The sequence below is a fragment of the Corynebacterium sp. 74A genome (genome assembly GCF_008930665.1).
Classification (GTDB): Bacteria; Actinomycetota; Actinomycetes; order Mycobacteriales; family Mycobacteriaceae; genus Corynebacterium; species Corynebacterium megadyptis.
On the sequence record NZ_PQMG01000003.1, the window covers coordinates 49,607 to 71,544 of the forward strand.

17 protein-coding genes and 1 tRNA gene are annotated in these 21,938 nt (G+C 63.9%); 11 read left to right on the plus strand and 7 right to left on the minus strand.

Annotation, left to right across the window (positions count from 1 at the left end; all coding sequences use genetic code 11):
• Nucleotides 1-30 precede the first annotated feature (30 nt).
• The 3 genes from glp (at nt 31) to GBB11_RS05320 (ending at nt 2,561) form a co-directional block, all read left to right on the plus strand.
• Nucleotides 31-1,314 carry a gephyrin-like molybdotransferase Glp gene (gene glp / locus GBB11_RS05310; RefSeq protein WP_151549068.1) on the plus strand — a complete coding sequence of 428 codons (1,284 nt, stop codon included), beginning with the start codon at nt 31-33 and terminating at the stop codon, nt 1,312-1,314.
• 108 nt (nt 1,315-1,422) lie between these two features.
• Nucleotides 1,423-1,899: a cyclic pyranopterin monophosphate synthase MoaC gene (gene moaC, locus GBB11_RS05315; protein WP_151549354.1), complete on the plus strand. Its 477-nt coding sequence runs from the start codon at nt 1,423-1,425 to the stop codon at nt 1,897-1,899.
• The gene (locus tag GBB11_RS05320; RefSeq protein WP_151549069.1) at nt 1,896-2,561 is read left to right on the plus strand and encodes a molybdenum cofactor guanylyltransferase; all 666 of its coding nucleotides are present in this window, start codon (nt 1,896-1,898) and stop codon (nt 2,559-2,561) included. The genes moaC and GBB11_RS05320 overlap by 4 nt, the downstream gene beginning before the upstream one ends.
• Nucleotides 2,562-2,580: 19 nt before the next feature.
• On the opposite strand, the gene GBB11_RS05325 is transcribed toward GBB11_RS05320, so the two are convergent.
• Nucleotides 2,581-3,153, minus strand: a complete 573-nt coding sequence (locus GBB11_RS05325) for a MogA/MoaB family molybdenum cofactor biosynthesis protein (RefSeq protein ID WP_369408537.1) — start codon at nt 3,151-3,153, stop codon at nt 2,581-2,583.
• Nucleotides 3,154-3,286: 133 nt separating this feature from the next.
• Here GBB11_RS05325 and modA point away from each other — a divergent pair, with 133 nt between their 5' ends.
• From modA to GBB11_RS05340, 3 genes are read left to right on the plus strand one after another with little or no spacing between them, the layout of a single operon-like run.
• Nucleotides 3,287-4,054 (plus strand): molybdate ABC transporter substrate-binding protein, encoded by a 768-nt coding sequence (gene modA / locus GBB11_RS05330; RefSeq protein ID WP_192796323.1) that lies wholly within the window; start codon nt 3,287-3,289, stop codon nt 4,052-4,054.
• Nucleotides 4,055-4,077: 23 nt separating this feature from the next.
• Nucleotides 4,078-6,069 carry an ATP-binding cassette domain-containing protein gene (locus GBB11_RS05335; RefSeq protein ID WP_151549072.1) on the plus strand — a complete coding sequence of 664 codons (1,992 nt, stop codon included), beginning with the start codon at nt 4,078-4,080 and terminating at the stop codon, nt 6,067-6,069.
• An 11-nt stretch (nt 6,070-6,080) separates the two neighbouring features.
• Nucleotides 6,081-6,839 carry a metalloregulator ArsR/SmtB family transcription factor gene (locus GBB11_RS05340; protein ID WP_151549073.1) on the plus strand — a complete coding sequence of 253 codons (759 nt, stop codon included), beginning with the start codon at nt 6,081-6,083 and terminating at the stop codon, nt 6,837-6,839.
• A gap of 112 nt (nt 6,840-6,951) precedes the next feature.
• On the opposite strand, the gene thrB is transcribed toward GBB11_RS05340, so the two are convergent.
• The 4 genes from thrB to argS all read right to left on the minus strand — a co-directional run bounded on the left by thrB (nt 6,952) and on the right by argS (nt 12,557).
• Nucleotides 6,952-7,875, minus strand: coding sequence for a homoserine kinase (thrB, locus tag GBB11_RS05345; RefSeq protein ID WP_151549074.1), 924 nt, complete (start codon nt 7,873-7,875; stop codon nt 6,952-6,954).
• 5 nt (nt 7,876-7,880) lie between these two features.
• Nucleotides 7,881-9,218 (minus strand): homoserine dehydrogenase, encoded by a 1,338-nt coding sequence (locus GBB11_RS05350; RefSeq protein WP_151549075.1) that lies wholly within the window; start codon nt 9,216-9,218, stop codon nt 7,881-7,883.
• A 167-nt stretch (nt 9,219-9,385) separates the two neighbouring features.
• A complete protein-coding gene (gene lysA / locus GBB11_RS05355; RefSeq protein ID WP_151549076.1) occupies nt 9,386-10,738 on the minus strand; it encodes a diaminopimelate decarboxylase in 1,353 nt (450 codons plus the stop codon).
• A 160-nt stretch (nt 10,739-10,898) separates the two neighbouring features.
• Nucleotides 10,899-12,557, minus strand: coding sequence for an arginine--tRNA ligase (gene argS, locus GBB11_RS05360; protein ID WP_151549077.1), 1,659 nt, complete (start codon nt 12,555-12,557; stop codon nt 10,899-10,901).
• 337 nt (nt 12,558-12,894) lie between these two features.
• Between argS and GBB11_RS05365 the strand changes: the two genes are divergently transcribed.
• From GBB11_RS05365 to GBB11_RS05385, 5 genes are all read left to right on the plus strand, one after another.
• Complete coding sequence (locus GBB11_RS05365) at nt 12,895-14,568, plus strand: L-lactate permease (RefSeq protein WP_151549078.1); 1,674 nt, start codon at nt 12,895-12,897, stop codon at nt 14,566-14,568.
• Nucleotides 14,569-15,104: 536 nt separating this feature from the next.
• Nucleotides 15,105-15,890 carry a (Fe-S)-binding protein gene (locus tag GBB11_RS05370; RefSeq protein WP_151549079.1) on the plus strand — a complete coding sequence of 262 codons (786 nt, stop codon included), beginning with the start codon at nt 15,105-15,107 and terminating at the stop codon, nt 15,888-15,890.
• Nucleotides 15,887-17,434, plus strand: a complete 1,548-nt coding sequence (locus GBB11_RS05375; protein WP_151549080.1) for a lactate utilization protein B — start codon at nt 15,887-15,889, stop codon at nt 17,432-17,434. The genes GBB11_RS05370 and GBB11_RS05375 overlap by 4 nt, the downstream gene beginning before the upstream one ends.
• A gap of 2 nt (nt 17,435-17,436) precedes the next feature.
• Nucleotides 17,437-18,081 (plus strand): LUD domain-containing protein, encoded by a 645-nt coding sequence (locus GBB11_RS05380; protein WP_151549081.1) that lies wholly within the window; start codon nt 17,437-17,439, stop codon nt 18,079-18,081.
• Between the two features lie 162 nt (nt 18,082-18,243).
• Nucleotides 18,244-18,316: transfer RNA gene (locus tag GBB11_RS05385), tRNA-Arg, on the plus strand.
• Nucleotides 18,317-18,427: 111 nt separating this feature from the next.
• On the opposite strand, the gene GBB11_RS05390 is transcribed toward GBB11_RS05385, so the two are convergent.
• Together GBB11_RS05390 and GBB11_RS05395 are read right to left on the minus strand one after the other, a co-directional pair.
• Nucleotides 18,428-18,835, minus strand: coding sequence for a MarR family winged helix-turn-helix transcriptional regulator (locus GBB11_RS05390; RefSeq protein ID WP_225979130.1), 408 nt, complete (start codon nt 18,833-18,835; stop codon nt 18,428-18,430).
• 424 nt (nt 18,836-19,259) lie between these two features.
• Complete coding sequence (locus GBB11_RS05395; protein ID WP_151549083.1) at nt 19,260-21,932, minus strand: AAA family ATPase; 2,673 nt, start codon at nt 21,930-21,932, stop codon at nt 19,260-19,262.
• Between the last annotated feature and the right edge of the window lie 6 nt (nt 21,933-21,938).

The window sequence follows — 21,938 nt, forward strand, 5'->3', positions numbered from 1 at the left end:
GCTCATCGCTACTCGCTAGACTTGCCCACTATGCCACAGATTCGCAATGTCGACGATCACCTGCGCGCCGTCGTCGAACTCGGCCAGCGCTACCTCAACGCCACTGATACTTCCACCGAGATGTGTGCGACGGAACACTGTCGCGGCCGAGTGCTCGCCACAGACCTTCCCGCCCGTTATCCCATCCCGGTGTTTCATAATTCGGCGATGGACGGCTTCCTGGTGCATCACGCAGATCTCACCGACGGCACCACCACCCTGCCGGTGGTCGCGGACGTGCCCGCCGGCAGTGCCCCGCACACCCCGCGCTCGGGCGAAGCGGTACGCATCATGACCGGCGCCCCCATCGATTTCAGTGGCCCGCCCGCAGACTCCCCGCTGGCCGTAGTGCCGGTGGAGGCCTCGGATATGCCCATCGGGCGCAGCGACTGCCCCGCCGAGGTGCGCCTGAACGGCACAGCCGCTCCTGGCCAGCATATCCGTGCCGCTGGGGAAGATGTCAGCGTCGGACAACTCGTACTCACCGCAGGCACGGTGCTCGATGCCGGCGCGATCGCGACGGCAATCTCCATCGGCTACGCCGAGCTCAGCGTCTACCGCCTGCCCACCGTGGCAGTACTGTCTACCGGCGATGAGCTCCGCGGCCCCGGCGAGGAACTCGGGGCGGGCCACATCCCCGATTCCAATGGGCCAATGCTGGCAGCACTGGTTGCCGCTCTCGGCGCCGAATGCATCCGCGTTCACAGCAGCTCCGATTCCCCTGCGGAGTTCGAAGACACCCTGCGGTCGCTGAACGAGCGCGCCGATCTGATCATCACCTCCGGCGGAGTATCGGCAGGCTCCTTCGACGTGGTCAAGGAGGTACTCAGCCGCCACGGAGTATGGTTCGGCCCCATCGCCCAACAACCCGGCAAGCCGCAGGGCCTCGGCATGATCCACGACACCCTCATCACCTGCCTGCCGGGCAACCCGGTGAGTGTCTACGCGTCCTTCCACCTCTACGTAGCTCCGCTCATTCGGCTACTACGCAGCAGAGCGAGCACCCCGGATCACTGGGATCTTCCCATCATTCACGCCACCGCTGGTGGGCACTTCCCCAGCGATTCTCGGCGCGCCCGTTTCGTGCCCGTGTGTCTTGAGCGCGAGGGCTCCATTACCGATGCGACGGTGCGGGCGGTACCCGCCCATGATCGCGGCCTCGGCTCACATCTCATTAGCTCGCTCGCGATCGCCGATGGGCTGGCGATCGTGCCACCTAGGGCAGGCGATATCACCGACGGTGCAGCTGTGTCGGTGCTCAGCACCCGGCTCTAAAGGGCGGTGCGCCGGCTGCTGAGCACCGGCTAGTACGATTCGGGCGCGCGCCACCGTACTTTTATCCACGACTTACGTATTTTCCAAGGACGTTTCATGAGCAAAGATCTGACTTTCACCCACCTCAACGAGGCGGGCACCGCCTACATGGTGGATGTGACCGCCAAGAACCCCACCGTGCGCGAAGCTACCGCGTATGGCGAGGTGGCGTGTTCCCCCGAGGTGATGAGTGCGCTGAGCGATAACCGCGTCCCGAAGGGCGATGTGCTCGCCGTGGCCCGCATCGCCGGGATCTCGGCGGCAAAGAAAGTGCCCGAGCTTCTCCCACTGGCCCACACCATCGGCGTGCATGGCTGCTCGGTGGAACTGGAATTGCAGGACGATCACGTGGCCATTACCGCCACGGTGCGCACCGCTGATCGCACCGGTGTGGAGATGGAAGCACTCACGGCGGTCTCGGTGGCGGCACTCGCCGTGATCGACATGGTTAAGGGCGTGGATCGTTCTGCCTATATTCGACGCAGCGCGATCATCTCCAAGTCAGGTGGGCGCTCCGGCGACTGGTCCCGCGAGATCCCCCAATGAGCACCCAGCTCGATGTGATCCTGCTGGCCGGGGGCCGCGGCAGTCGCATGGGTGGCCGCGATAAAGCCACCGTCGAGGTGGCGGGCCGCCGGCTGATCGATCACTGCCTCGCCACCATCGAGGCGAGCACCACACCCACGGCCATCTGCGTGGTCACTACCCGCCCGGTGGAGCTGCCGGAGACTGTTCTGCGCGCCACCGAACGTCCCACCTTCGCTGGACCTGTCGCCGCCATCGCCGCAGGTGTGCAGCAGCTGAGGGTGGATCGCACGCCGAGTCCCACCACGCTTGTTCTCGCGGTGGACGCGCCCCACTCTGCCCAGCTCTATCCGCAGCTGGCCGCGGCACTCGCGGCACCTGTGGCCGGTGGCGAGGATGTGGCAGAGCAGGCAGACGCGCCCCACAGCGCGGACACAGCGGGCGGCGATGTCGCTCTGGTGCGTAGTAGCGATGGCCACCGCCAGCCTTTGTGCGCTTTGTGGCGCACCGCGGCATTAGAGCAGGCGGTGGCGGCACTAGAGGAATGCGCTGGGGCTGCCGTATCGGCGTTAATGAAGAATCAGCGCATCATTACTGTGACGGGCGATGGCTCCGAACGTGACTATGACACGCTCGCCGCGTTGGCGGAGTTTCCGCCGGCGACCGGCCAGCGGCACGGCTAGCGCTCGCAACGCGAGGCGGCTAGTGGTGCTCTTGGTTTTCGTGCTCGCTGCTGCCGTCCATTTGATCCACAATGTGACTCAGTAGCGGGCCTACTACTGCCAGCACATCCTTCACCCCACCGCGCGAGCCCGGCGCGTTGACGATCACTGCGGGTTGCTGCCCTGGGCGGCGGGCGATGCCCACCAGTCCCCGCGACAATGCCGCCAGCGGGGTTTTCTCTAGCCCGCGCAGCAGGATCTGGGTGGAGATTTGGCGCAGTTCCACATCGAGCAAGGGTGCCGTCGCCTCGGGGGTTAGATCCCGCGGCGATACCCCGGTGCCGCCGGTGGTCAGCACCACCCGCGCGCCTGCCTCGATCGCCGCGATGATCGCGCCCTGCACCGACTCCACGCCGTCTTCGACGACCGTGATCTCCTCCACTGTCACCCCATGCGAGCGCAATCCCTCGCGGGCGATGGGGCCCGAGAGATCCTGCCGCTGCCCGCGGGCGCAGCGATCGGAGACGGTGATCACCGCGCCGAAGATATCCGGCATGGAGGCAATGGGTTGGGGGCTGTGGTGGGTGTGCTGGTGGGCAATGTGTTCAGTCACGATAGTGTGGCTCCTCATGCGTGTCGGCGGCGGGGCAGGCAGTGTTCAGGCTGCTGCGTAGTGCCACTGTAGGCTAGTGCGTCAGGTGTGCAGGCAGCGCGGTCACCCGCGATACGCTGTGTACCATATGTGCATGCGTACATTCCTGACGACGTTGAGTAGTGTGTTCGTCGCAGCCGGCGTGCTCAGCGCCTGCTCCTCCCCCACGGATGTTCCCGGCGGAGACGCCACCCAACTCGATGTTTTCGCTGCCGCCTCGACGCGGGTGCTCAATGATGACTTCGCGGATCTCGGCTCCGAGCTGGATAGCCCGGCCGAGTTGGTGATCCACAACGCGGGCTCCTCGGCGCTGGTACAGCAGCTGGTCGATGGTGCTCCCGCGGATGTGCTCATCACCGCCGATGAGCGCACCATGAACCGCGCCGTCGAGCAAGGCGTAGTCGACAGCCCCGAGGTCATCGCCAGCAATTATCTGGTGTTGGTTGTACCCGCGGATAATCCCGGCGAGATCACCGGTTTCGATGAGTCCCTGCTCGATGCCACCGTCGTGCTCTGCGATGAGCAGGTGCCCTGCGGGGCGGCATCACAGACGCTTATCGACGCCACCCTGCCGTCCCTTCGCCCCGCATCGCTGGAGTCGAATGTGACCGACACTCTGGGCAAGGTCACCTCGGGCGGGGCCGATGCCGCGTTGGTCTACGCCTCTGATGCGATCGCCGCCGGCGACGCCGTGCGCGCCTTCGAGATCCCCGGCGCCGAGGCGAGCCCTAACCGCTATCTGGCCGCTGTGGTTGCGCAGAGCGAGAAGAAGCCAGAAGCCGCTGCCTTTGTACGGGCGCTGCATAGTAGCGCCGCCGATGAGGCGTGGTCCCGCCACGGCTTTAGCCCCGCCAGCTCCTAGTTTTTCTCGCAGAAGTCATCGCGATGCCTGCCGCACTCACCCCTGCCCGCACCCGCCAAACCCTTCCCATCATCGTGGCCGCGTGGTGTGGGCTTTGCGTGATTATTGCCCCTGTGCTCACCCTGCTGTGGCGGGTGCCGTGGAGCCGGGTGCCGGAGATTGTGCGTGAACCCGCCACCCGGGAATTGATCGGGGTGACGATCTCCTCGGCGCTCTGGGCCACGCTGATCTCCACTGTCCTCGGCTTGGCGGTGGCGCTGTGGGTGCACACCTTGCGGGCTGGGCGCACGATCACCCGACTGCTGGTGCTGCTTCCCTTGGCGTTGCCGCCGGTGGTGGGCGGCATGGCACTCACCACGCTGCTCGGGGTCTACGGGGTGGGCGCACCGCTATTGAATCTCTTCGGGCTGCGCTTTGCTTTCGCCTTCCCAGGCGTGGTGGCCTCGCATGTGTTTATCGCTATGCCCTTCGTGGTCATCACCATCGAACAAGCACTAGCCCAGCTGAGTCCCCGAGTACAGTCCTCGGCCCGCTCGGTGGGGATGAGCACGGGGGCGATCAACCGGCATATCCTCATCCCCACGGTACTGCCGGCGCTTGCTAGCGGGGCCGGTTTGGCGTGTGCCCGCTCCCTGGGCGAGTTCGGCACCACTCTCACCTTCGCCGGCTCTTATCCTGGGGTGACCCGCACCCTGCCGATCGGTATTTATCTCGAGCGAGAGATCGACCCCGAACGCGCCCTCGTGCTGGCAGCGGTGCTCATGCTGCTGGCGGTAGCGGTGCTCGGGGCGGCACTGGGCGGGGCGGCTCTATGGCTGCGTCCCCACAGCGCCGGGAAGGCCCACCGAGCAACGCTCGGCCCGATCGATGCGGCTGCTCTCGACAACCTCACCGCCCCCACCGAGACAGCCGCAGCGCTGACGATCGGCGAGGGCGTACACAGCACCACCTTTCCCCAGGCCCGCACCACCGCACTGGTCGGCGAAAACGGCGCGGGCAAAACCACCCTAGCGCGCATGATCGTCGGCGAGCTCCATGGCACTCGCATCCAGCTCGGCGAGCGGATCCTCGACCCCGCAGGTACCGCAGGCACGGTGGTGCCGATGCGGCAGCGCGGCATCGTGCTCCTCACCCAGGATCCCGCGCTGCCGCCTCGGATGCGGGTGCACCGGGTACTCACGGTGGTCTGTGGCAGCGCCGAGACCGCCACCCAGTTGCTTGTCGCGGCAGGCCTCGCGGAGCTCGCCGAGCTGCCCGTTGCCGAGCTCTCGGGCGGCCAACAAGCCCAAGTGGCTCTGCTGCGCGGCCTGGCGGCTCGCCCGCATACGCTCATCTTGGACGAGCCCATGGCCGCCCTCGACGCCGCGAGCGCCAGCCGCTGGCGGGCAGTACTCGAGGCCTGCGCCCAGCAGCGCACCGTGCTCCTCATTAGCCACAATGTGGTTGATATCGCCACCTTGGCGCACTACGCAGCAGTCCTCGAGGCCGGAGACGTCACCGCCTTCGGCCCCGTGGAAGAGATGATGCACCAGCCGCCGACCGAGTTCATGGCGTATCTCGCCGGCCTCAACCGGCTACATGCCACGGTGGTCTCGCACAGCGCGGGTCTGGTGACGGTGCGCTGTGCTGGGCAGCTGATCGACGCCACCACCCAGGACCACACAGCCCCCATGCCCGAGAGCCACACCAGCCCGCTATCTCCGAATAGCGACGTCGCCGTGCTGCTCGCCCCCACCGCCGTGAGTATCACCCCCAGCGACACCACCGCGCGCACCTCGGCGCGTAACTGCCTCCACGGCACCGTCGTGGCCTTGGAACACAGCGGCGAACAGGTCAGTGTGCACGTGCGCGTGGCCGAGAGCACCCAGCTGCTGCGGGCCGCGGTGACCGCGCGCAGCGTCGCCGAGCTGGGGCTGAAGGTCGGCAGCACGGTCTGCTGCACCTTCAAAGCGCTAGCCACCTCGGTACACCCCATGCCCCGCACCGAGCGTTCTCCGCGCCGGTGCGCCGAGTAAACTACTCCACCATGCCCACCCCGCATGCCGAGTCGTCCCGCCCTGCGAGCAGCCCGTCACCAGGTCCCGCGCCCACCCGCGCGCTTTTCGACGATTCGCTGCCCCTGAGCGCCAAACAACGCCTCGTGCTCGAGGCGGTGCGCGCCCACACCGATGGCGCGAGCATCTCTGCCTTGGCATCCGATACCGGCATGCACGTCAATACCGTACGCGGCCACATCGATGAACTGCTCGCCCGCGGCGCGGTGCGTAGTAGTACCACCCCGGCCACGGGTGGGCGGGGCCGACCCAGCTTGGTGATCCACGCCCGTATCCCCGATTCGGCGGAGATCAGCACCGAGCAGATCGAGCTGGTCAATGAGCTCGCCCAGCTCTTGGCCTGCACCACAGATAGCTCTGCCGCCCATCGCAATGCGGTGCAACTAGGACACCGCTGGGCGCAGCGGGTCGGCTACGGCGGCGAGCACTGCACGGACTACGCAGAACAGGTAGCAGCGCTGGTGACCCTGATGCGTCGGACCGGCTACGACCCCGATGAACCGCAGGAGGATCCCGCCGCGCCCGAGAGACGGGTCATTTCTTTGAACCGCTGTCCCTTTGTTTCCGAGTCCACCCAACCCGATCCGCTGGTCTGCTCGATCCACCACGGCTTCGCCCAAGCCGCGCTGGGCACCGTGGCCGATCACCACACCACCTTGACCTTGGTTCCCTATGCGCGCCCAGGGCAATGCGATATTCGGCTGGACTGCGCTTCTACGCAGCAGAGTTAGCTCCTACTGACGCAGCGAGCCCCGTTGTTGCCGCGTCTGCCGCGCAGACACAGATAACAACGGGGCTTTATGGCGCTTCTAAAAAGCCAGCAGCTTCCGCGCCCATAAGGTTTTAGGAGCGCTCGACGCGCACCGGACCGGCTACCGGCAATTCCATCACTTTCAGCCCAGAGGCGCGGGCATCATCGAGGATCGCGGCCTCGACCGGCTTGGTGGAGAGTACCATCACGGTCGGGCCAGCACCGGAGAGATAGGCGGCATAGCCGCGGTTGCGCAGCCGGTTGACCCATTCAGCGGTCACAGGCAGCACATCGGCTCGGTAGGGCTGGTGCAGCCGGTCGCGAGTGCCCTCCCAGAGCAACTCTGGATGATGCTGCAGGGCCATCACCATCACGGCAGTACGCGAGACGTTAAAGCGAGCGTCGATGTGGGTGACATCCGAGGGCAGGACCTTGCGCACAGCATCGGTAGAGGCGTGGAAATCCGGCACCAAGGCGGTGGCCTGAATGGACTCGTGCACTGGCAGCGACACCGCATGGTATTGCGGCTGAGTGCGCCCGTCCACGGGAATATCGGTCCACGACACCACCGCGGCGCCCAGCACGGAGGCCGCGGCGTTATCGGGATGCCCTTCGAAAGCGGAGGCCAATTGCACAATTTCCGCGGCGCTGAGCGGCTCGCCGGCAAGCCCATTGGCGGCACACACCCCCGCCACGGCGGCAGCCGCAGAGGAGCCGAGCCCACGCGATTGCGGAATGTTGTTATGGCAGCTCACCTTCAACCCAGGCGCACTCATCCCCGCCGCGGCGAGACCGCTGCGTAGCGCCTTCACCACCAAGTGCGTTTCGCCCCGCGGCAGATCTTCTTGGCCTTCGCCGAAAATCTCCACCTCGAGGCCTGAGGAGGTGACCTCGACCTCAACGGTGTCGTACAACCCCAGCGCCACGCCGAGTGTGTCGAAACCTGGGCCGAGATTGGCCGAAGAGGCTGGAACGGTGACGCTGACCCGAGTGCCGGGAACCAAGTCCGTCGCCATGGCCTTTAGCGTCCTTCCAAACGGATTACGCTGCGGATGGTACGCACAGCGTCGAGTTGCTTAATGGCATCCACGGTGGCGGCCAGATCCGCCTCGGTGGCGGAGTGGGTGACCACGATCAGACGTGCATGGTCCTCGAACTCCTCTTGGCGCACGGTGCGGATCGAGATCTTGTTCTCGGCGAACTTAGTAGCGATCTCGGCGAGCACGCCCTCCCGATCCTGAACTTCCATATCCACGTGATAGCGGGTGCGCACATCGCCGAAGCTAGCAATGGGCAGATTGGCGTAGGTGGACTCGCCCGGGGCGCGACCGCCGTGCACCTTGTTTCGGGAGGCGCCCACAAGATCACCCAGCACCGCGGAGGCGGTAGGCGCACCGCCGGCACCATTGCCGTAGAACATGAGACGACCAGCGGCCTCGGCTTCAACGAAAATGGCGTTGAAAGACTTGTTCACGCTGGCCAGCGGGTGCGAACGCGGGATCAGCGTGGGGTGCACGCGGGCGGCGATCTCCTCCACGCCCTTATCGTTGGTAAATCGCTCACACACGGCCAGCAGCTTGATGATGTAGCCGGCATCCTTGGCGGCCGCGATATCGTCAGCGGAGATATCGCTAATACCCTCGCAGTACACGTCATCCGCGGTGACGCGGGTGTGGAAAGCCAGGGAGGCCAAAATGGCGGCCTTGGAGGCGGCGTCGTGGCCCTCAACATCAGCCGTGGGATCGGCCTCGGCATAGCCTAAGCGGGTGGCTTCGGCGAGCATGTCGTCGTAGTTCGCCCCCGTGGAGTCCATGCCGTCGAGGATGAAGTTGGTGGTGCCATTGACGATGCCCATCACCAGCTCCACCTGGTCGCCGGCGAGCGAGCGACGCAGCGGGCCCACCACGGGGATAGCGGCGGCCACAGCGGCCTCGAAGTACAGATCCACGCCAGCGGCATCGGCGGCCTCGGCAAGCTCGGCCGAGTGGGCGGCGACGAGCGCCTTATTGGCGGTCACCACGGACTTGCCGGCACGCAGTGCGGCGAGGACCAGCTTGCGGGGGTAGTCGATACCACCGATAACCTCCACCACAATGTCCACATCGTCTCGGGTGATCAGAGACATAGCGTCGGTGGTGAGCAAATCTCGGGAGACGGCGTCGGCGTGCTTCTCAATATCAGAGACGGCCACGCCCTTCAGCTCCAGCGGGCCGCCAATGCGGTGCTCGAGAGCATCGGCGTCCTGCTGCATAATGCGCAGCACTTCGCTTCCGACGGTGCCGTGCCCCAGAATCGCGACGCCAACCGGTGAGCCAGCGCCCTTCCCGGGCTTGAAGGTTACGGGTGCGTTCTCAGACATGGATCGATATTCCCCTTAAGAATTATTTCTGTCTGTTGTCAGTGTTGGGCGGATAGCTACAGCATCCGCGCTGGGCGGGCGCAGCGTGAGGCAAGTATAAACCTCCGCCGCCGCGATCGCCGTGGGTGTGTCCCAGGCCTCAAGGACGCTGGATGGGACGCTGCGGGCTAGGAGCCGGTGGTATTTTCCAGCGCCAAGATGTCCTCCACGGTCTCACGGCGCACCATGAGCTTGGCTTCGCCGCCGCGCACGCTCACGATCGGCGGGCGCAAAAAGGCGTTATAGCGGCTGGACATCACATAGCAGTACGCGCCGGTGGCGGCGATGGCGAAAAGATCGCCACGACGCAGGTCATTCGGATAGGAGGCCTCATTGATCAGGATGTCGCCCGACTCGCAGTGCGCGCCCACAATGCGGGTGCTGGTGTTCTCACCCTCGGCGAAGCGATCGACCAGGCGGCCATCATAGGCGGCGCCATAGAGGGCGGGGCGAATATTATCGCTCATCCCGCCATCGACGGCCACATAGCGGCGGGTGGTGTCCGCGTCCACGTGCACGTCCTTCACCGAGCCCACCTCATAGAGGGTGACGGTCGATGGTCCCGCGATAGCGCGACCCGGCTCCACCTTCACCGAGGGCGCAGGAATTCCCAGCTCGTCGGCACACTCGGCCACTCGACCGATTAGGTCGGCGGCCACCTCGCGCACATTGAGCGGCTCTTCCTCTTCGGTGTAGGCGATGCCATAGCCGCCGCCGAGATCCAGCACACGCAGCTCTGCGGTGTCCGCAGCGGGCAGCTCATCATGTAGTTGCTTGAACAGCCCCAGCACACGCTCGGCCGCCACGGAGAAGCCATCGGCGTCGAAGACCTGGGAGCCGACATGGCAGTGCAGGCCGACTAGGCGCAGGTTTTCGGCGCGCACGGCTGCACGCGCTGCCTCCATAGCGGAGCCGGAGGCGAGGGAGAAGCCGAACTTCTGATCCTCGTGAGCGGTGGCGATGAACTCGTGGGTGTGGGCCTCCACGCCGGGCTTCACGCGCACCAACACATCCTGGACGTGGCCGGATGCGGCGCTGAGCTCATCGAGTAGTTCCAGCTCATCGGCATTATCCAGCACCACGGAGCCCACCTTCTCGCGAATGATGGCGCGCAGGAAGGCCACGGACTTGTTATTGCCGTGGGCGGTGATCCGCGCGGCGGGGAATCCGGCTGCAAGCGCAATCTGCAGCTCTCCGAGGGAGGCCACGTCCATGCATAGCCCCTCCTCATCGACCCAGCGCGCCACGGTGGCGGTGAGCAGCGCCTTCGATGCGTAGTGCACGTTATGGCCGCCGCCGAAAGCCTCGGCCATATCGCGGCAGCGGCTACGGAAATCGTCCTCATCGATGACATAACACGGGGTGCCATAGGTCTCCGCGATCTCGGGAAGCGGCACACCAGCAATGGTGACCACGCCGTCGTCTTGGCGCATGGCGTTGCGCGGCCACACGTGGGAGGGAATGCTGTTGAAGTCGTTCATCAAGGGGCTCTTTTACTTAAGTAGTTTGATCGGCGGCATACACGCCCACCCCACCACCACGCCGGCGCCCCACCGCGAGGTGGGAGGCAGCGAGGTGGCGTCGATAAGCGATCGCGGCCACCTGCGGTCGGGAGTTCGTGGTGAACGAGATTACCCTACGCTACATGCGCTCCGGCGCGGTGACCCCGCACAAACCGAGCGCATTGCTCAACACCTGGCGGCTAGCGGCGGCCAGGGCCAGACGCGCGATGTGCAGCTCGGTGGTCTCCTCGCCGGCCTTAGGCAGAATCTGGCAGGTGTCGTAGAAACGGTGGAAGGTGCCGGCCAGCTGCTCGGCATAGCGGGCAATTCGGTGTGGTTCGCGCAGGTCAGCGGCCGAAGCGATTGCGGCAGGGAACTCGCCCAAGGTGCGGATCAGATCACCCTCGCGCTCGCTATCGAGCACCGAGTAATCGATATCGGCGCCCTGCAGGCTCACGCCCAACTCGGCAGCCTTGCGCGCAATCGAGCACAAACGCGCGTGGCCATACTGCACATAGAACACCGGGTTATCCGAGGAGCGGGAGGCCCACAACGCGAGATCAATGTCGAGACTCTGATCCACCGAGGAGCGAATCATCGCATAGCGGGCAGCATCCACGCCCACGGCCTCCACCAGATCATCGAGGGTGATCACGGTGCCGGCGCGCTTGGACATGCGCACGGGCTTGCCATCGCGCACCAGGTTCACCAGCTGACCGATGAGCACTTCCACCTGCTCGGGGCGATAGCCCAAAGCGGCAGCGGCGGCTCGGAGCCGGGAAATATACCCGTGGTGATCAGCGCCGAGCATGTAGATGCACAGGTCGTGGCCGCGATCAATCTTGTCGGCCACATAGGCGATATCGCCGGCGATATAGGCGGCATCACCATCGGATTTGATGACCACCCGGTCCTTATCGTCGCCATAGTCGGTGGACTTCAGCCACCACGCGCCATCGGCCTGGTACAGGCTGCCATTATCTTTCAGCGTCTGCACCGCGGCATCGACTGCTCCGGATTCGAAGAGGGAGTTCTCGTGGAAGTAGACATCGAAGGTGGTGCCGAACTCCGCCAGCGAGGACTTGATGTGCGCGAACATCATCTCCACACCATGAGAGCGGAAGGTTTCCTTCATCTCCGCCTCGGGCAGCTCGAGGGCGTCGGGCACGCGGCGCAACACCTCGGTCGCGATTTCGGTGATGTAGTCGCCGGCATAGCCGTCCTCGGGGGCGGGCTCATTCTTAGCCGCGGCGATCAAGGAGTTGGTGAAACGATCGATCTGGCGACCGTGGTCATTGAAGTAATACTCGCGGGTCACCTGGGCGCCGCTGGCCTCGAGCACACGGCCCAAAGAATCGCCCACGGCGGCCCAGCGGGTTCCACCCAAGTGGATGGGGCCGGTGGGATTGGCCGAGACGAACTCGAGATTCACGCGCTCACCAGCGAGGGTATCGGCGTGGCCATAACGCTCACCTGCAGCGAGGATCTCGGCGATGATCGCGCCCTGGGCGGCGGCGTTGAGGCGGATATTAAGAAAGCCCGGCCCGGCGATCTCAGCCTCGGAAATGCCCTCGTGCTGTGCTAGAGCCTCGGCCAGCCACTGGGCGAGCTCGCGAGGATTGGCCCCCGCACGCTTGGCCACCTGGAGGGCGAGGTTCGTGGCGTAGTCACCGTGCTCCGGATTGCGCGGACGCTCGACGGTCACTGTCTCAGGAAGGACAGAGGAATCGAGGTCGTGCTCGGCAAATACGGATTCCGCGGTGCGTCGGATTAATGCAGCAAGATCGGCAGGTGTCATAGCGGATCAGTGTATCGCATACCCCCATTTGCTCCACCAATTTCTCCACGAACCCCCAGCGTAATCTTAAAAAATCCTGAAATGAGACACAGAGCACCTCAGCTTATTTTTGGATTCACGACATCCTACGTAAGAATGGTTGTGAACATCACATCCCACCTGTGGGTGTCTCATAGAACCAGTATCGGTGTGCAGAACTTCACACTGCGAGTGCACTACTGGCCCACACAGGAACACGCGCCGCACCACCCCTCAGCGGCACGGGCCAGCAGCAGATAGGCATTTTCTGAAGCGATACAGCAGACAGACACAGGTCCACCACACTTAAGGAGTTGCGGTGAACAATACATTTACCGTGGTCACTGATGCAGTGGGAGGCAGTCTTGGCCTCTCTGCGTTAGTCGCAACCATCCCCCTGGTCACCTTTTTCGTGTTGCTCCTCGGCTTCAAGGCCCGAGCACACGTCTCCGCAGCGGCCGCCACCCTCGCTGCGATCCTAGTCGCCATCTTCGGCTTCAGCATGCCCACCGAACTCGCCCTCATGTCCGCGCTCCGCGGTGGCATCTTCGGCCTCCTGCCCATCGTCTGGGTGATCGTGATGGCCATCTGGTTCTACCAGATCACGGTGGCCTCGGGCCGTTTTGAGGACCTACGCCGCACCTTTGACAAGCTCGGCGATGGCGACGTGCGCATCCAAGCTATCCTCATCGCCTTCTGCTTCGGCGGCCTGCTCGAGGCCCTCGCCGGCTTCGGTGCCCCCGTAGCCATCACCGCCACCATGATCCTCGCCCTCGGCGTGAAGCCGCTGCGTGCCGCCACCGCGGTCCTGCTGGCTAATACCGCGCCAGTGGCCTTCGGCGCCGTGGCCATTCCGATCACCACCGCCGGCGATGTGGCCGGCCGTACGGCGGAGCAAACCGCCAACATCGCCGCCATCGTCGGCCACCAGGCCCCGCTGATCGCCGTGTTCGTTCCCGTTATCCTGCTCTTCATCCTCGACGGCGTGCGTGGTGTCCGGGAAGCATGGATCCCCGCTTTCGTTATCGGCGGCGCCTTCGCTATCGCCCAGTGGGCCACCTCGAACTTCTTCGCCTACCAGCTCACCGACGTGGTCGCCTGCATCGTCTCCCTCGGCGTGGCCTTCGTCTTCCTGCAATTCTGGACCCCGCGCGGCATCGAGGCGCTGCGCGAGCGCATGGACCTTCCCCCGGCCGCCGTGGCCGAGGAGCTGCCGGCTCGCCGCGTCGGAATGGCACTCATGCCCTATGGCGTGGTCACCCTCGTCTTCGGTATCGCTAACTTGGGCTCCACCATCCCTGAGGCCCTGAAGTCCATCGCCATCAGCGTGGAGTGGCCGATACTGGCCGATCGCCTAGTCAATGCCCAGGGCGATCCGATCAAGTCCACCTACACTTTCGCGATCATCGCCAATCCCGGCAGCCTGATGCTGATCTCTGGGCTGATCGTGGCCGTGGTCTACGCCATCTTCGACGAGAATGGCACCTATCCGCTCAAGGCCGGCCAGGTGCTGCAGGCCTTCACCGACACCGCCTACCGCATGCGGTGGTCTGCCCTGACCATCGTGCTCGTGCTGGGGCTGGCCTATGTGATGAACTACTCCGGCCAGACCATCGCCATCGGCGAGTTCGTTGCCTCGCTGGGCGGCGCCTACGCCTTCCTCGCCCCCACCTTGGGCTGGGTGGGCACGGCCGTGACCGGCTCCGATACCTCTGCCAACGCCCTCTTCGGCAAGATGCAGGTCACCGCCGCGCAGCACGCTGGACTAAACCCGGACCTCATGCTCGCGGCCAATACCTCCGGTGGCGTGGTGGGCAAGATGATCTCCCCGCAGTCGCTGGCGATTGCCGCCACGGCCGTGAAGATGGAAGGTCGCGAGTCCGATATTTTCAAGTCTGTGGTCCTGTGGTCCTTCGGTATGCTCATCGCCGTGTGCACCATTGTCTACCTGCAGACCAACGTGCTCTCCTTCATGGCACCCGTGGTCCCCTAGTACGACCGCGGCGCTTATCGACGCCGTCCCGCTGCCCCATATTCCCCATCGGCACCTGCGCCCGCCGTGCTGGTGGTGGGGCCAGGAGTGGGTGCCAATAAGGTCCAGCACCCATGAAAGTTAGGTAACGCTCAGCTTTCTACCCCCGTCGCTCTGCACTCGGCCACGGGGGTTTCTCCACCCCTCTCTCCCCCACCTTGGGGTCGACTCGCCCGTCACAGCCCTAATTAGGAAACAGGAGTGTTTCTTAACTATATGCAGGTGGACCGGCTTTTTTAGAAGTGCAACTGGTTCACATTCTGAGCAGATTTCGGGTAGATTAGACATATCCGAACGTAGGATGTGTCGGTGAAAGCTGGCATCGCCGCCGTTCGTTCGCGACGTGCAACTACCCCCTCACCGCGTCGGCCTCTTGACTTTGGCACGTCAGGCAGTCCAGAGCGGTAGCCCCGCCGCGAGCTCGACCTCATAGCCACTAGATGTAATCGCCATTTTGCGCCAACAATAGTTAGCCAACATTAGTTAAAGGAGCGCCCGTGCGAGTCGCGATCTTTACCACCTGTATCGGTGACATTCTCGGGCCGGACATCGCCAAGGCGACAGCCCTGATTCTGTCCCGCCTCGGCCACGATGTTGTGGTCCCCGACAAACAAACCTGCTGCGGCCAGATGCACATTAACACTGGTTACCAGCGCGAAGCCGTGCCACAGATTGAAAATTATGTGGACGCCTTCTCCGATCCCTCCATCGACTGCATCGTCAGCCCCTCCGGTTCCTGCGCGGCTGCGGTGCGTCACGAACACGAGCGGATCGCGGATCGCTACGGCTCTGCAGCGCTGCGCGATGGGGCCGCAGGCACCGCCAAGAAAACCTATGAGCTCTGCGAGTTCCTCACCGACGTGGAGCAGCTCGAAAACGTGGGCGCTTTCTTCCCGCACCGCGTGACCTATCACAGCTCCTGCCACTCGCGCCGCCTGCTCAAACTGGGCGATCGCCCTTATAGGCTCTTGCGCGCCGTGGAGGCCATCGACTTGGTGGAGCTGCCCTTCTCTGAGGAGTGCTGCGGCTTCGGCGGCACCTTCTGCGTGAAGAACGCCGAAACCTCGGCCGCGATGGTCAATGACAAGACCCGCAATATCAAGTCCACCCTCGCCGAATACGTCACCTCCGCGGACTACTCCTGCCTGATGAACATCTCCGGCACGCTCTCGCGCCAGCACAGCGGTATCCGCAGCGTGCATATCGCCGAGATTCTCGCCTCCACCAAGGAGCATCCGTGGACCCCGGATTCCGCCGCTTATACCAAGGAGTTCATGCTGTGACCACCTTCCTCGGAAACCCCACCGTTCCTCCGACAGCGCCCGAAGGTGTCGGCTATCTGCGCGGCTCGCGCAGCTTCCAAAAAGGCGCCCACGATGGTCTCTACAACGCCACCCAGCGCCGCAATCTCTACAACGCCACCCACACCATCCGCAATAAGCGCGCCCAGGTAGTGGATGAACTTCCCGACTGGCAGGATCTGCGCGAAGCCGGTTCCGGTATCAAACGCGATGTTGCCTCCCGCATGCCGGAGCTGCTCGAGCAGTTCGAGGCAGCCGTGACCGCCCACGGCGGACACGTGCACTGGGCCCGTGATGGCGTCGAGGCCGGCCAGATCGTGACCGATCTGATCAAGGAAACCGGCGAAACCCACGTGGTCAAGATCAAGTCCATGGCTACCCAGGAGATCGGGCTCAACGACCAGCTGCGCGATGCCGGCATCACCGCCCGCGAGACCGACCTCGCCGAGCTCATTGTGCAGCTGGGACACGACTTCCCTTCGCACATTCTGGTGCCTGCCATTCACCGCAACCGCGCCGAGATCCGCGATATCTTCGTCCGCGAGATGCCCCACACCGACGACTCCCTGCCGGCTAACCCGCCGGAGCTCGCCGAGGCCTCCCGCGTGTTCCTGCGCAAGCAGTTCATGGAAGCCAAGGTGGCCATCTCCGGCGCCAACTTCGGTGTGGCCGAGACCGGAACCGTGAGCATCGTCGAGTCTGAGGGCAATGGCCGCATGTGCCTCACCCTGCCCGAGACGCTCATCTCGGTGATGGGTATTGAAAAGCTGCTGCCCACCTTCCAGGACTTCGAAGTATTCCTGCAGCTGCTGCCGCGCTCCTCCACCGGTGAGCGCATGAACCCCTACACCTCGCTGTGGACGGGCGTGACCGAGAATGACGGCCCGAAGAACTACCACATCGTGCTGCTGGACAATGGCCGTACCCACGCGTTGTCGAATGAGATCGGCCGCGAGGCACTGAAGTGTATCCGCTGCTCGGCCTGCCTCAACGTCTGCCCGGTCTACGAACGCGCCGGCGGCCACGCCTATGGCTCCACCTACCCCGGCCCCATCGGCGCCATCCTCTCCCCGCAGCTGACCGGCATCATCGATCACAATGACCCGAATGCCTCGCTGCCCTACGCCTCCTCCCTGTGTGGCTATTGCTTCGAGGTATGCCCCGTCAAGATCGATATTCCGGCCGCACTGCTGGAGCTACGCCACCAGAAGATCGAAACCGATAAGCCGAAGATCGAGGGCGCCATCTTCGGCGCCATGGGGCTGGTGTTCGGCAACGCCAAGATTTGGAGCCTCGCCACCAAGTCGGCCTCTCTGGGACGAGTCCTCGGCGGCTTCAATAAGAAGATCACCCACATGCCGAGCTTCCTCGCCGGTTGGACCGATGTGCGCGACACTGCTGTGCCGGCAAAGACTTCCTTCCGCGACTGGTTCAAGTCCGAGGAGGCCCAACAGTTGCTCAAGGACGCCAAGCGCGAGGGGCTGCCCGCCGCCACCCACGCCGGCACCGACGAAGAGGAGAAGTAGCCATGTCTACGCGTAACGACGAGGCCAAAAAGGACATCCTCAACCGCATCCGCAACGCCCAGAAGCTCTCCAATGTGCAGACCGGCGGCTACGATGTGGTGCGCAACTACATCACCGAGCACGACTATCCGCGCGAGGAAATCAAAGAAGTGCTCATCGATCGCCTGCTGGACTACAAGGCCATCGTGGAGCAAAGCAGCGAGGAAGAACTCGGTGCCACCATCGTGCGCCTGCTCGAAGAGCGCGAGGCCAAGGACGTGCGCTATGCGCCCGGCCTCGACGCCGGCCTCTTTGAGGGTTTCTCCGGCAGTGCCACCCCCGACGATGTGACAAGCGATCCCCGCCTACTCGACTCTGTGGACGTGGTCGTCACCGACTCCCACACTTCCTCCGCCCAGACCGGGACGATCTGCCTGGAATCTAATGAGACCAACGGCCGGCGCGCCCTCACCCTGGTTCCGGACTGCCACATCTGCATCGTGCGCATGGACACCGTGGTCTACGGCGTTCCCGCCATGATCAGCCGCCTCGACCGCCACCGCCCGATCACGATGATCTCCGGCCCCTCGGCCACCTCCGACATCGAGCTCAGCCGTGTCGAAGGCGTGCACGGTCCCCGCACCCTGATCGTGGTGCTGGTGGACTAGACGCACCACCTTGGGGCTCAGCGGGGCCTCTGAGAGCGCCACCCGCTGGGCCCCACTCTGCTGCGTAGTAGCACCTCCAACCCGTGTTTTATCGCACGGCAGGGATAGTGCTAACATACGTACGGTGCATAGCAGCGGATAACTGCTACTACGCATATTTTTGCCCCCGTAGCTCAGGGGATAGAGCATTGGTTTCCGGTACCAAAGGTCGCACGTTCGAATCGTGTCGGGGGCACAGATAAAAGGGAGGGGCCGCAGCGATATGCTGCGGCCCCTCCCTTGTGGTCTTTTCCGCTGCCGCAGGGAAACGGCGCGCGGCGCTCCCGCGCCCGCGCCCATGGCGGGTTTAGGGAGTGGGCTGGGCCTGGAGTACGTGCTTGAAGAACACGTCGAGGTGGTGGGCTTGATCATTGCTCATGTGGTCGAAGATCAGCCGATTGACGGACTCCACGTGCATGGGCACTGCCTGCTTGAGGCGCCGCTTGCCCTCCTCGGTCATGATCACGACAACACCGCGGCCATCACCGACGCATTTGGTTTTTTCGATCAGCCCGCGGCGTTGCATGCGGGAGAGCTGGTGCGAGGCGCGGCTGCGATCCCAATTCAGGTGAGTGCAGATTTCGCGGATCCGAGCTTGTTCATCCTCCGACTCGGACAGCACGACCAGCACGGCGAATTCGGGCGAGGTCAGCTCGGCTTCAGCTTGCAGAGTGTCCTCTATATCGCGCTCGAGTTTGCGTATCGCATCGAGCATGAGGCGCCAGAGTGCTTGCTGATTGTCATTTAGCCAGCGTGGCTCGTGCTGAATCACTATCCCTTATCTTCCTTAACTTTTCCGCGCGCGAGATCTCTGCGCTACCGGTCTGGTGCGGACGGCCGCGGCTGTAGCCAGCCTTGATGCGACCGCAGTGCCCCGCTGCAGAGTGTGAGTGACGGCACCGCACTAGCGGCGCCTCACCCCGTAACGGGAGATGAGGGAATAGCTCGTGACGCACAGAACACCTGCGGTGCTCATGTCACTGAGTTCTTCTAAGACTAGCGTGTCACAGCAGTCACGTCATCTTTGCTTAGCTGGAACAAACTGGCTTAGCGCCGTGACATGCCCCAGCGAACACGCGAGAAGGAGATACTCCTCGCTCGCGTGCTCGGCTGCTGCCACAGGCCGCCTGCTGCCGCACTCAGCGTTTGCTCAGCGGCGTCTCATTGGCAGCGCGCTTCAACTCCTCGACGCGATACTCTTTGCGCTTGCCGATAGCGGCGAAACGCTGGGGATCACAAGTCATGAGGAAGATCTGCTTGGAGGCTGCCTCGCGCTCGATCAACCCGGACAAGCGCTTGAGCCGCAGCACATCGGAATTGCCGAGGGCGTCGTCCATGATCACCGGCATCACGGTATCGACGCCGTCCGAATCCGCGTTGTTCGCCGCTAGGTTGGCGATAGCGAGCCGCAGCATCAACCCCACTTGCTCAGAGGCGCCACCAGAGAGTTCATCCACACTCAGCTGCTCTTCGCGGATCACTCGCCCGACAAGACCGGTCTCGTCGAACTCATAGGACACATCGCCCTCATGCAGCTGGGCGGCCAAGCGCTCAAGCTCCTCGCGGATCGGCTTGGCATAGCGCTGCGTGACATCGCGGTAGTGCCGCTCGAGGGTATCCAGCAGCAGCTTGGCCACATCGGCCTTGTGCTGGGTACGGGCGAGAATGCTCTCTCTGCGCTCGAGCTCGGCCTTGGCGATCTTCTCCTTCTCGGCAGCGCCCTCAAAGGCGTTGATACTGCCCTTAATCTCCGACTGGCGCCGATATGCCTCCTCTAGGTGCCCCTCGGTGTTCTTCAGCAGGGTCTCGTCCTGTTCCGCGGCGCGACGCGCCTTCTCGAGGCTAAGGACACTGTCGTCTTCCTCCAAGGCCTGCAGCGCCGCACTAAGGGTGGCGAGGTGAGCATCGAGGCTGCGCAGTTCCTCTTCCTCGGCCTCATCGCTGTGCTCCTGCTCCGCGGCCTCGAGCGCCTGCGCGCGACGCTTCTGCTCATCGATGGCGTCCTTGAGTTTCTCTCGGGCCACCGCCGCGTCTTGGTCGATCCGCGAGGTCCGGGCCTCCTCTAGGTTCGTCCGCGCCTTCGCGGTGGCGGCATCGGCCTGTTCCACGGCCGTGCGCAGCTCGTGTAGGCGCTCCTCGAGGGCCTTCTCCCCTGCCTCGTCGGCGCTAATGCCCTCTGGGAGTTCCGCGGCCTGGAATTTCTCAACGGCGTCTCGGATATCATCCACGTCCCGCTTCCCTGCGTGCCGTGTCCGCGCCTTCTTCAGACGCGCAATATCCGCGGTGATGGATTCGGCGGTCGTGGCGATCTGCTTGAGCTGCTGCACAGAGTCCACCTCGAACTCGGTGCACAGCTGATCGCGCTCGCGGATGAGCTGGTCCAGAGCATCCTTTTCGGCAGCCACATTGGCCGCCGGTTCGATCACCGCGTCGACCTCGCCGATGCGTAGTGTCGTGCGTTCGCTGACCTGCACCACCGTGGCCGTATCGCTGAGCGTCTGGGGCTCACCATTAACCGCAATCTCGGCGCCCGCGGCAGCGGATAGCGTCAGTGTCGAACTCGCCGCCGCCACCGTGGCCTGGGCGTAGACAATCTTCTCCGCGATCTCTTCCGCCCGAGCGATGTCTGCACCGCTGGGCACATCCTCCGGCAGTTTCTTTTTCTGCTGGGAAATCTCGGCGGTGTACTCGTCGTACTGCGCCAAAAACTCCGTGTCCTTCTGGTGACGGATTCGCTCGCGCACGGCATGCTGGTGCTGCTCCCACACCCGATAATCGGCGCGGGCGCTCTGCTCGGCTCCCACCGCGGCATCGAGTGCGCTGCGGAGCCCCTCGATCTTCTCCGCATGCTCCTTGGCCTGTAGTTCGAGCTCCTGCTGCGTCCGCTCGCACTCTGTCACGCGCTGCGCGCTCGCAGCCAATTCCTCGGCAGCCCGGGCCCGCTGCTTCTTTCTTTCCTCGATGCGCTGCTTCTTTTGCTCCTCGACATCCTTTTTCGTCTGCAGGCGTTCCCGCTCGGATTCCCGCTTTTCCGCTCGCACCACCTCGCGTTGCGACGCCTCCACCTGCTGTTTCAGCTCTGGGATCTGTGGCTTCAGCCGAGCCAGCTCAGCCTCAGCAGCCTCATAGTTTTCTAGCTGGGCGCTCAAGTCGGTAATCGCCGCGCGGGCTTCGGCGTGACGCTTCGTGGCGTCTTCTACCTCCTGCTGGGCATGCTTGAGTTCCTTGGAAGGCTTGCCTGTTTTGGTGTAGTAGCGCGAGACCTCATCGCGCACCTTCGCCATCAATTCGGACTGTGACCCCTGCGCGATACCGGCACCATCCCCGGCGCCGGCGAGCTGCAGGGGCTTTTCCAGCTGGTTAAAGCCCACCTCCCCTAGAGTGTGGTCCAATGCGCCCTGTTTGACGAAGAGTAACTTATGCAGATTGCTATCGAGGTGCTCGTCGATGATCTGCAGCAACTCATCATTGGCCTGATCGCCGGTGTAGGTCCGCGGATTCGGGGAGTGAATGACAAGCCGAGCGGTCGGCTTATTGAGGAACTGCTTGCTGATGGTGAAGTGCTGATCACCGATCGTGGCTTCAAGGCTGACCTGCATAGGCTCGGTGCTGCCCACCCGGCGCATGCTTTTAATCCACTTCTTTTGCGCGGTGGACTTTTCAGAGAGCACGAGGTCAATAGCCTCCACAATGGTGGACTTACCCACCTCATTGGGGCCACTGATCATGCACACACCGCTGGCCGGAATGTCTCGCAGTTCGAGGTGCTCGATGGAGCGAATATTGTCGATAGTGATGGAATGAATCTGCATGGTACT

Coding starts and splice junctions, on each gene's coding strand:
- glp (WP_151549068.1), top strand. CDS start 31: ATGCCACAGATTCGCAATGTCGACGATCACCTGCGCGCCGTCGTCGAA.
- GBB11_RS05320 (WP_151549069.1), top strand. CDS start 1,896: ATGAGCACCCAGCTCGATGTGATCCTGCTGGCCGGGGGCCGCGGCAGT.
- modA (WP_192796323.1), top strand. CDS start 3,287: ATGCGTACATTCCTGACGACGTTGAGTAGTGTGTTCGTCGCAGCCGGC.
- GBB11_RS05335 (WP_151549072.1), top strand. CDS start 4,078: ATGCCTGCCGCACTCACCCCTGCCCGCACCCGCCAAACCCTTCCCATC.
- GBB11_RS05340 (WP_151549073.1), top strand. CDS start 6,081: ATGCCCACCCCGCATGCCGAGTCGTCCCGCCCTGCGAGCAGCCCGTCA.
- thrB (WP_151549074.1), bottom strand. CDS start 7,875: ATGGCGACGGACTTGGTTCCCGGCACTCGGGTCAGCGTCACCGTTCCA.
- GBB11_RS05350 (WP_151549075.1), bottom strand. CDS start 9,218: ATGTCTGAGAACGCACCCGTAACCTTCAAGCCCGGGAAGGGCGCTGGC.
- lysA (WP_151549076.1), bottom strand. CDS start 10,738: ATGAACGACTTCAACAGCATTCCCTCCCACGTGTGGCCGCGCAACGCC.
- argS (WP_151549077.1), bottom strand. CDS start 12,557: ATGACACCTGCCGATCTTGCTGCATTAATCCGACGCACCGCGGAATCC.
- GBB11_RS05380 (WP_151549081.1), top strand. CDS start 17,437: ATGTCTACGCGTAACGACGAGGCCAAAAAGGACATCCTCAACCGCATC.
- GBB11_RS05390 (WP_225979130.1), bottom strand. CDS start 18,835: ATGCTCGATGCGATACGCAAACTCGAGCGCGATATAGAGGACACTCTG.
- GBB11_RS05395 (WP_151549083.1), bottom strand. CDS start 21,932: ATGCAGATTCATTCCATCACTATCGACAATATTCGCTCCATCGAGCAC.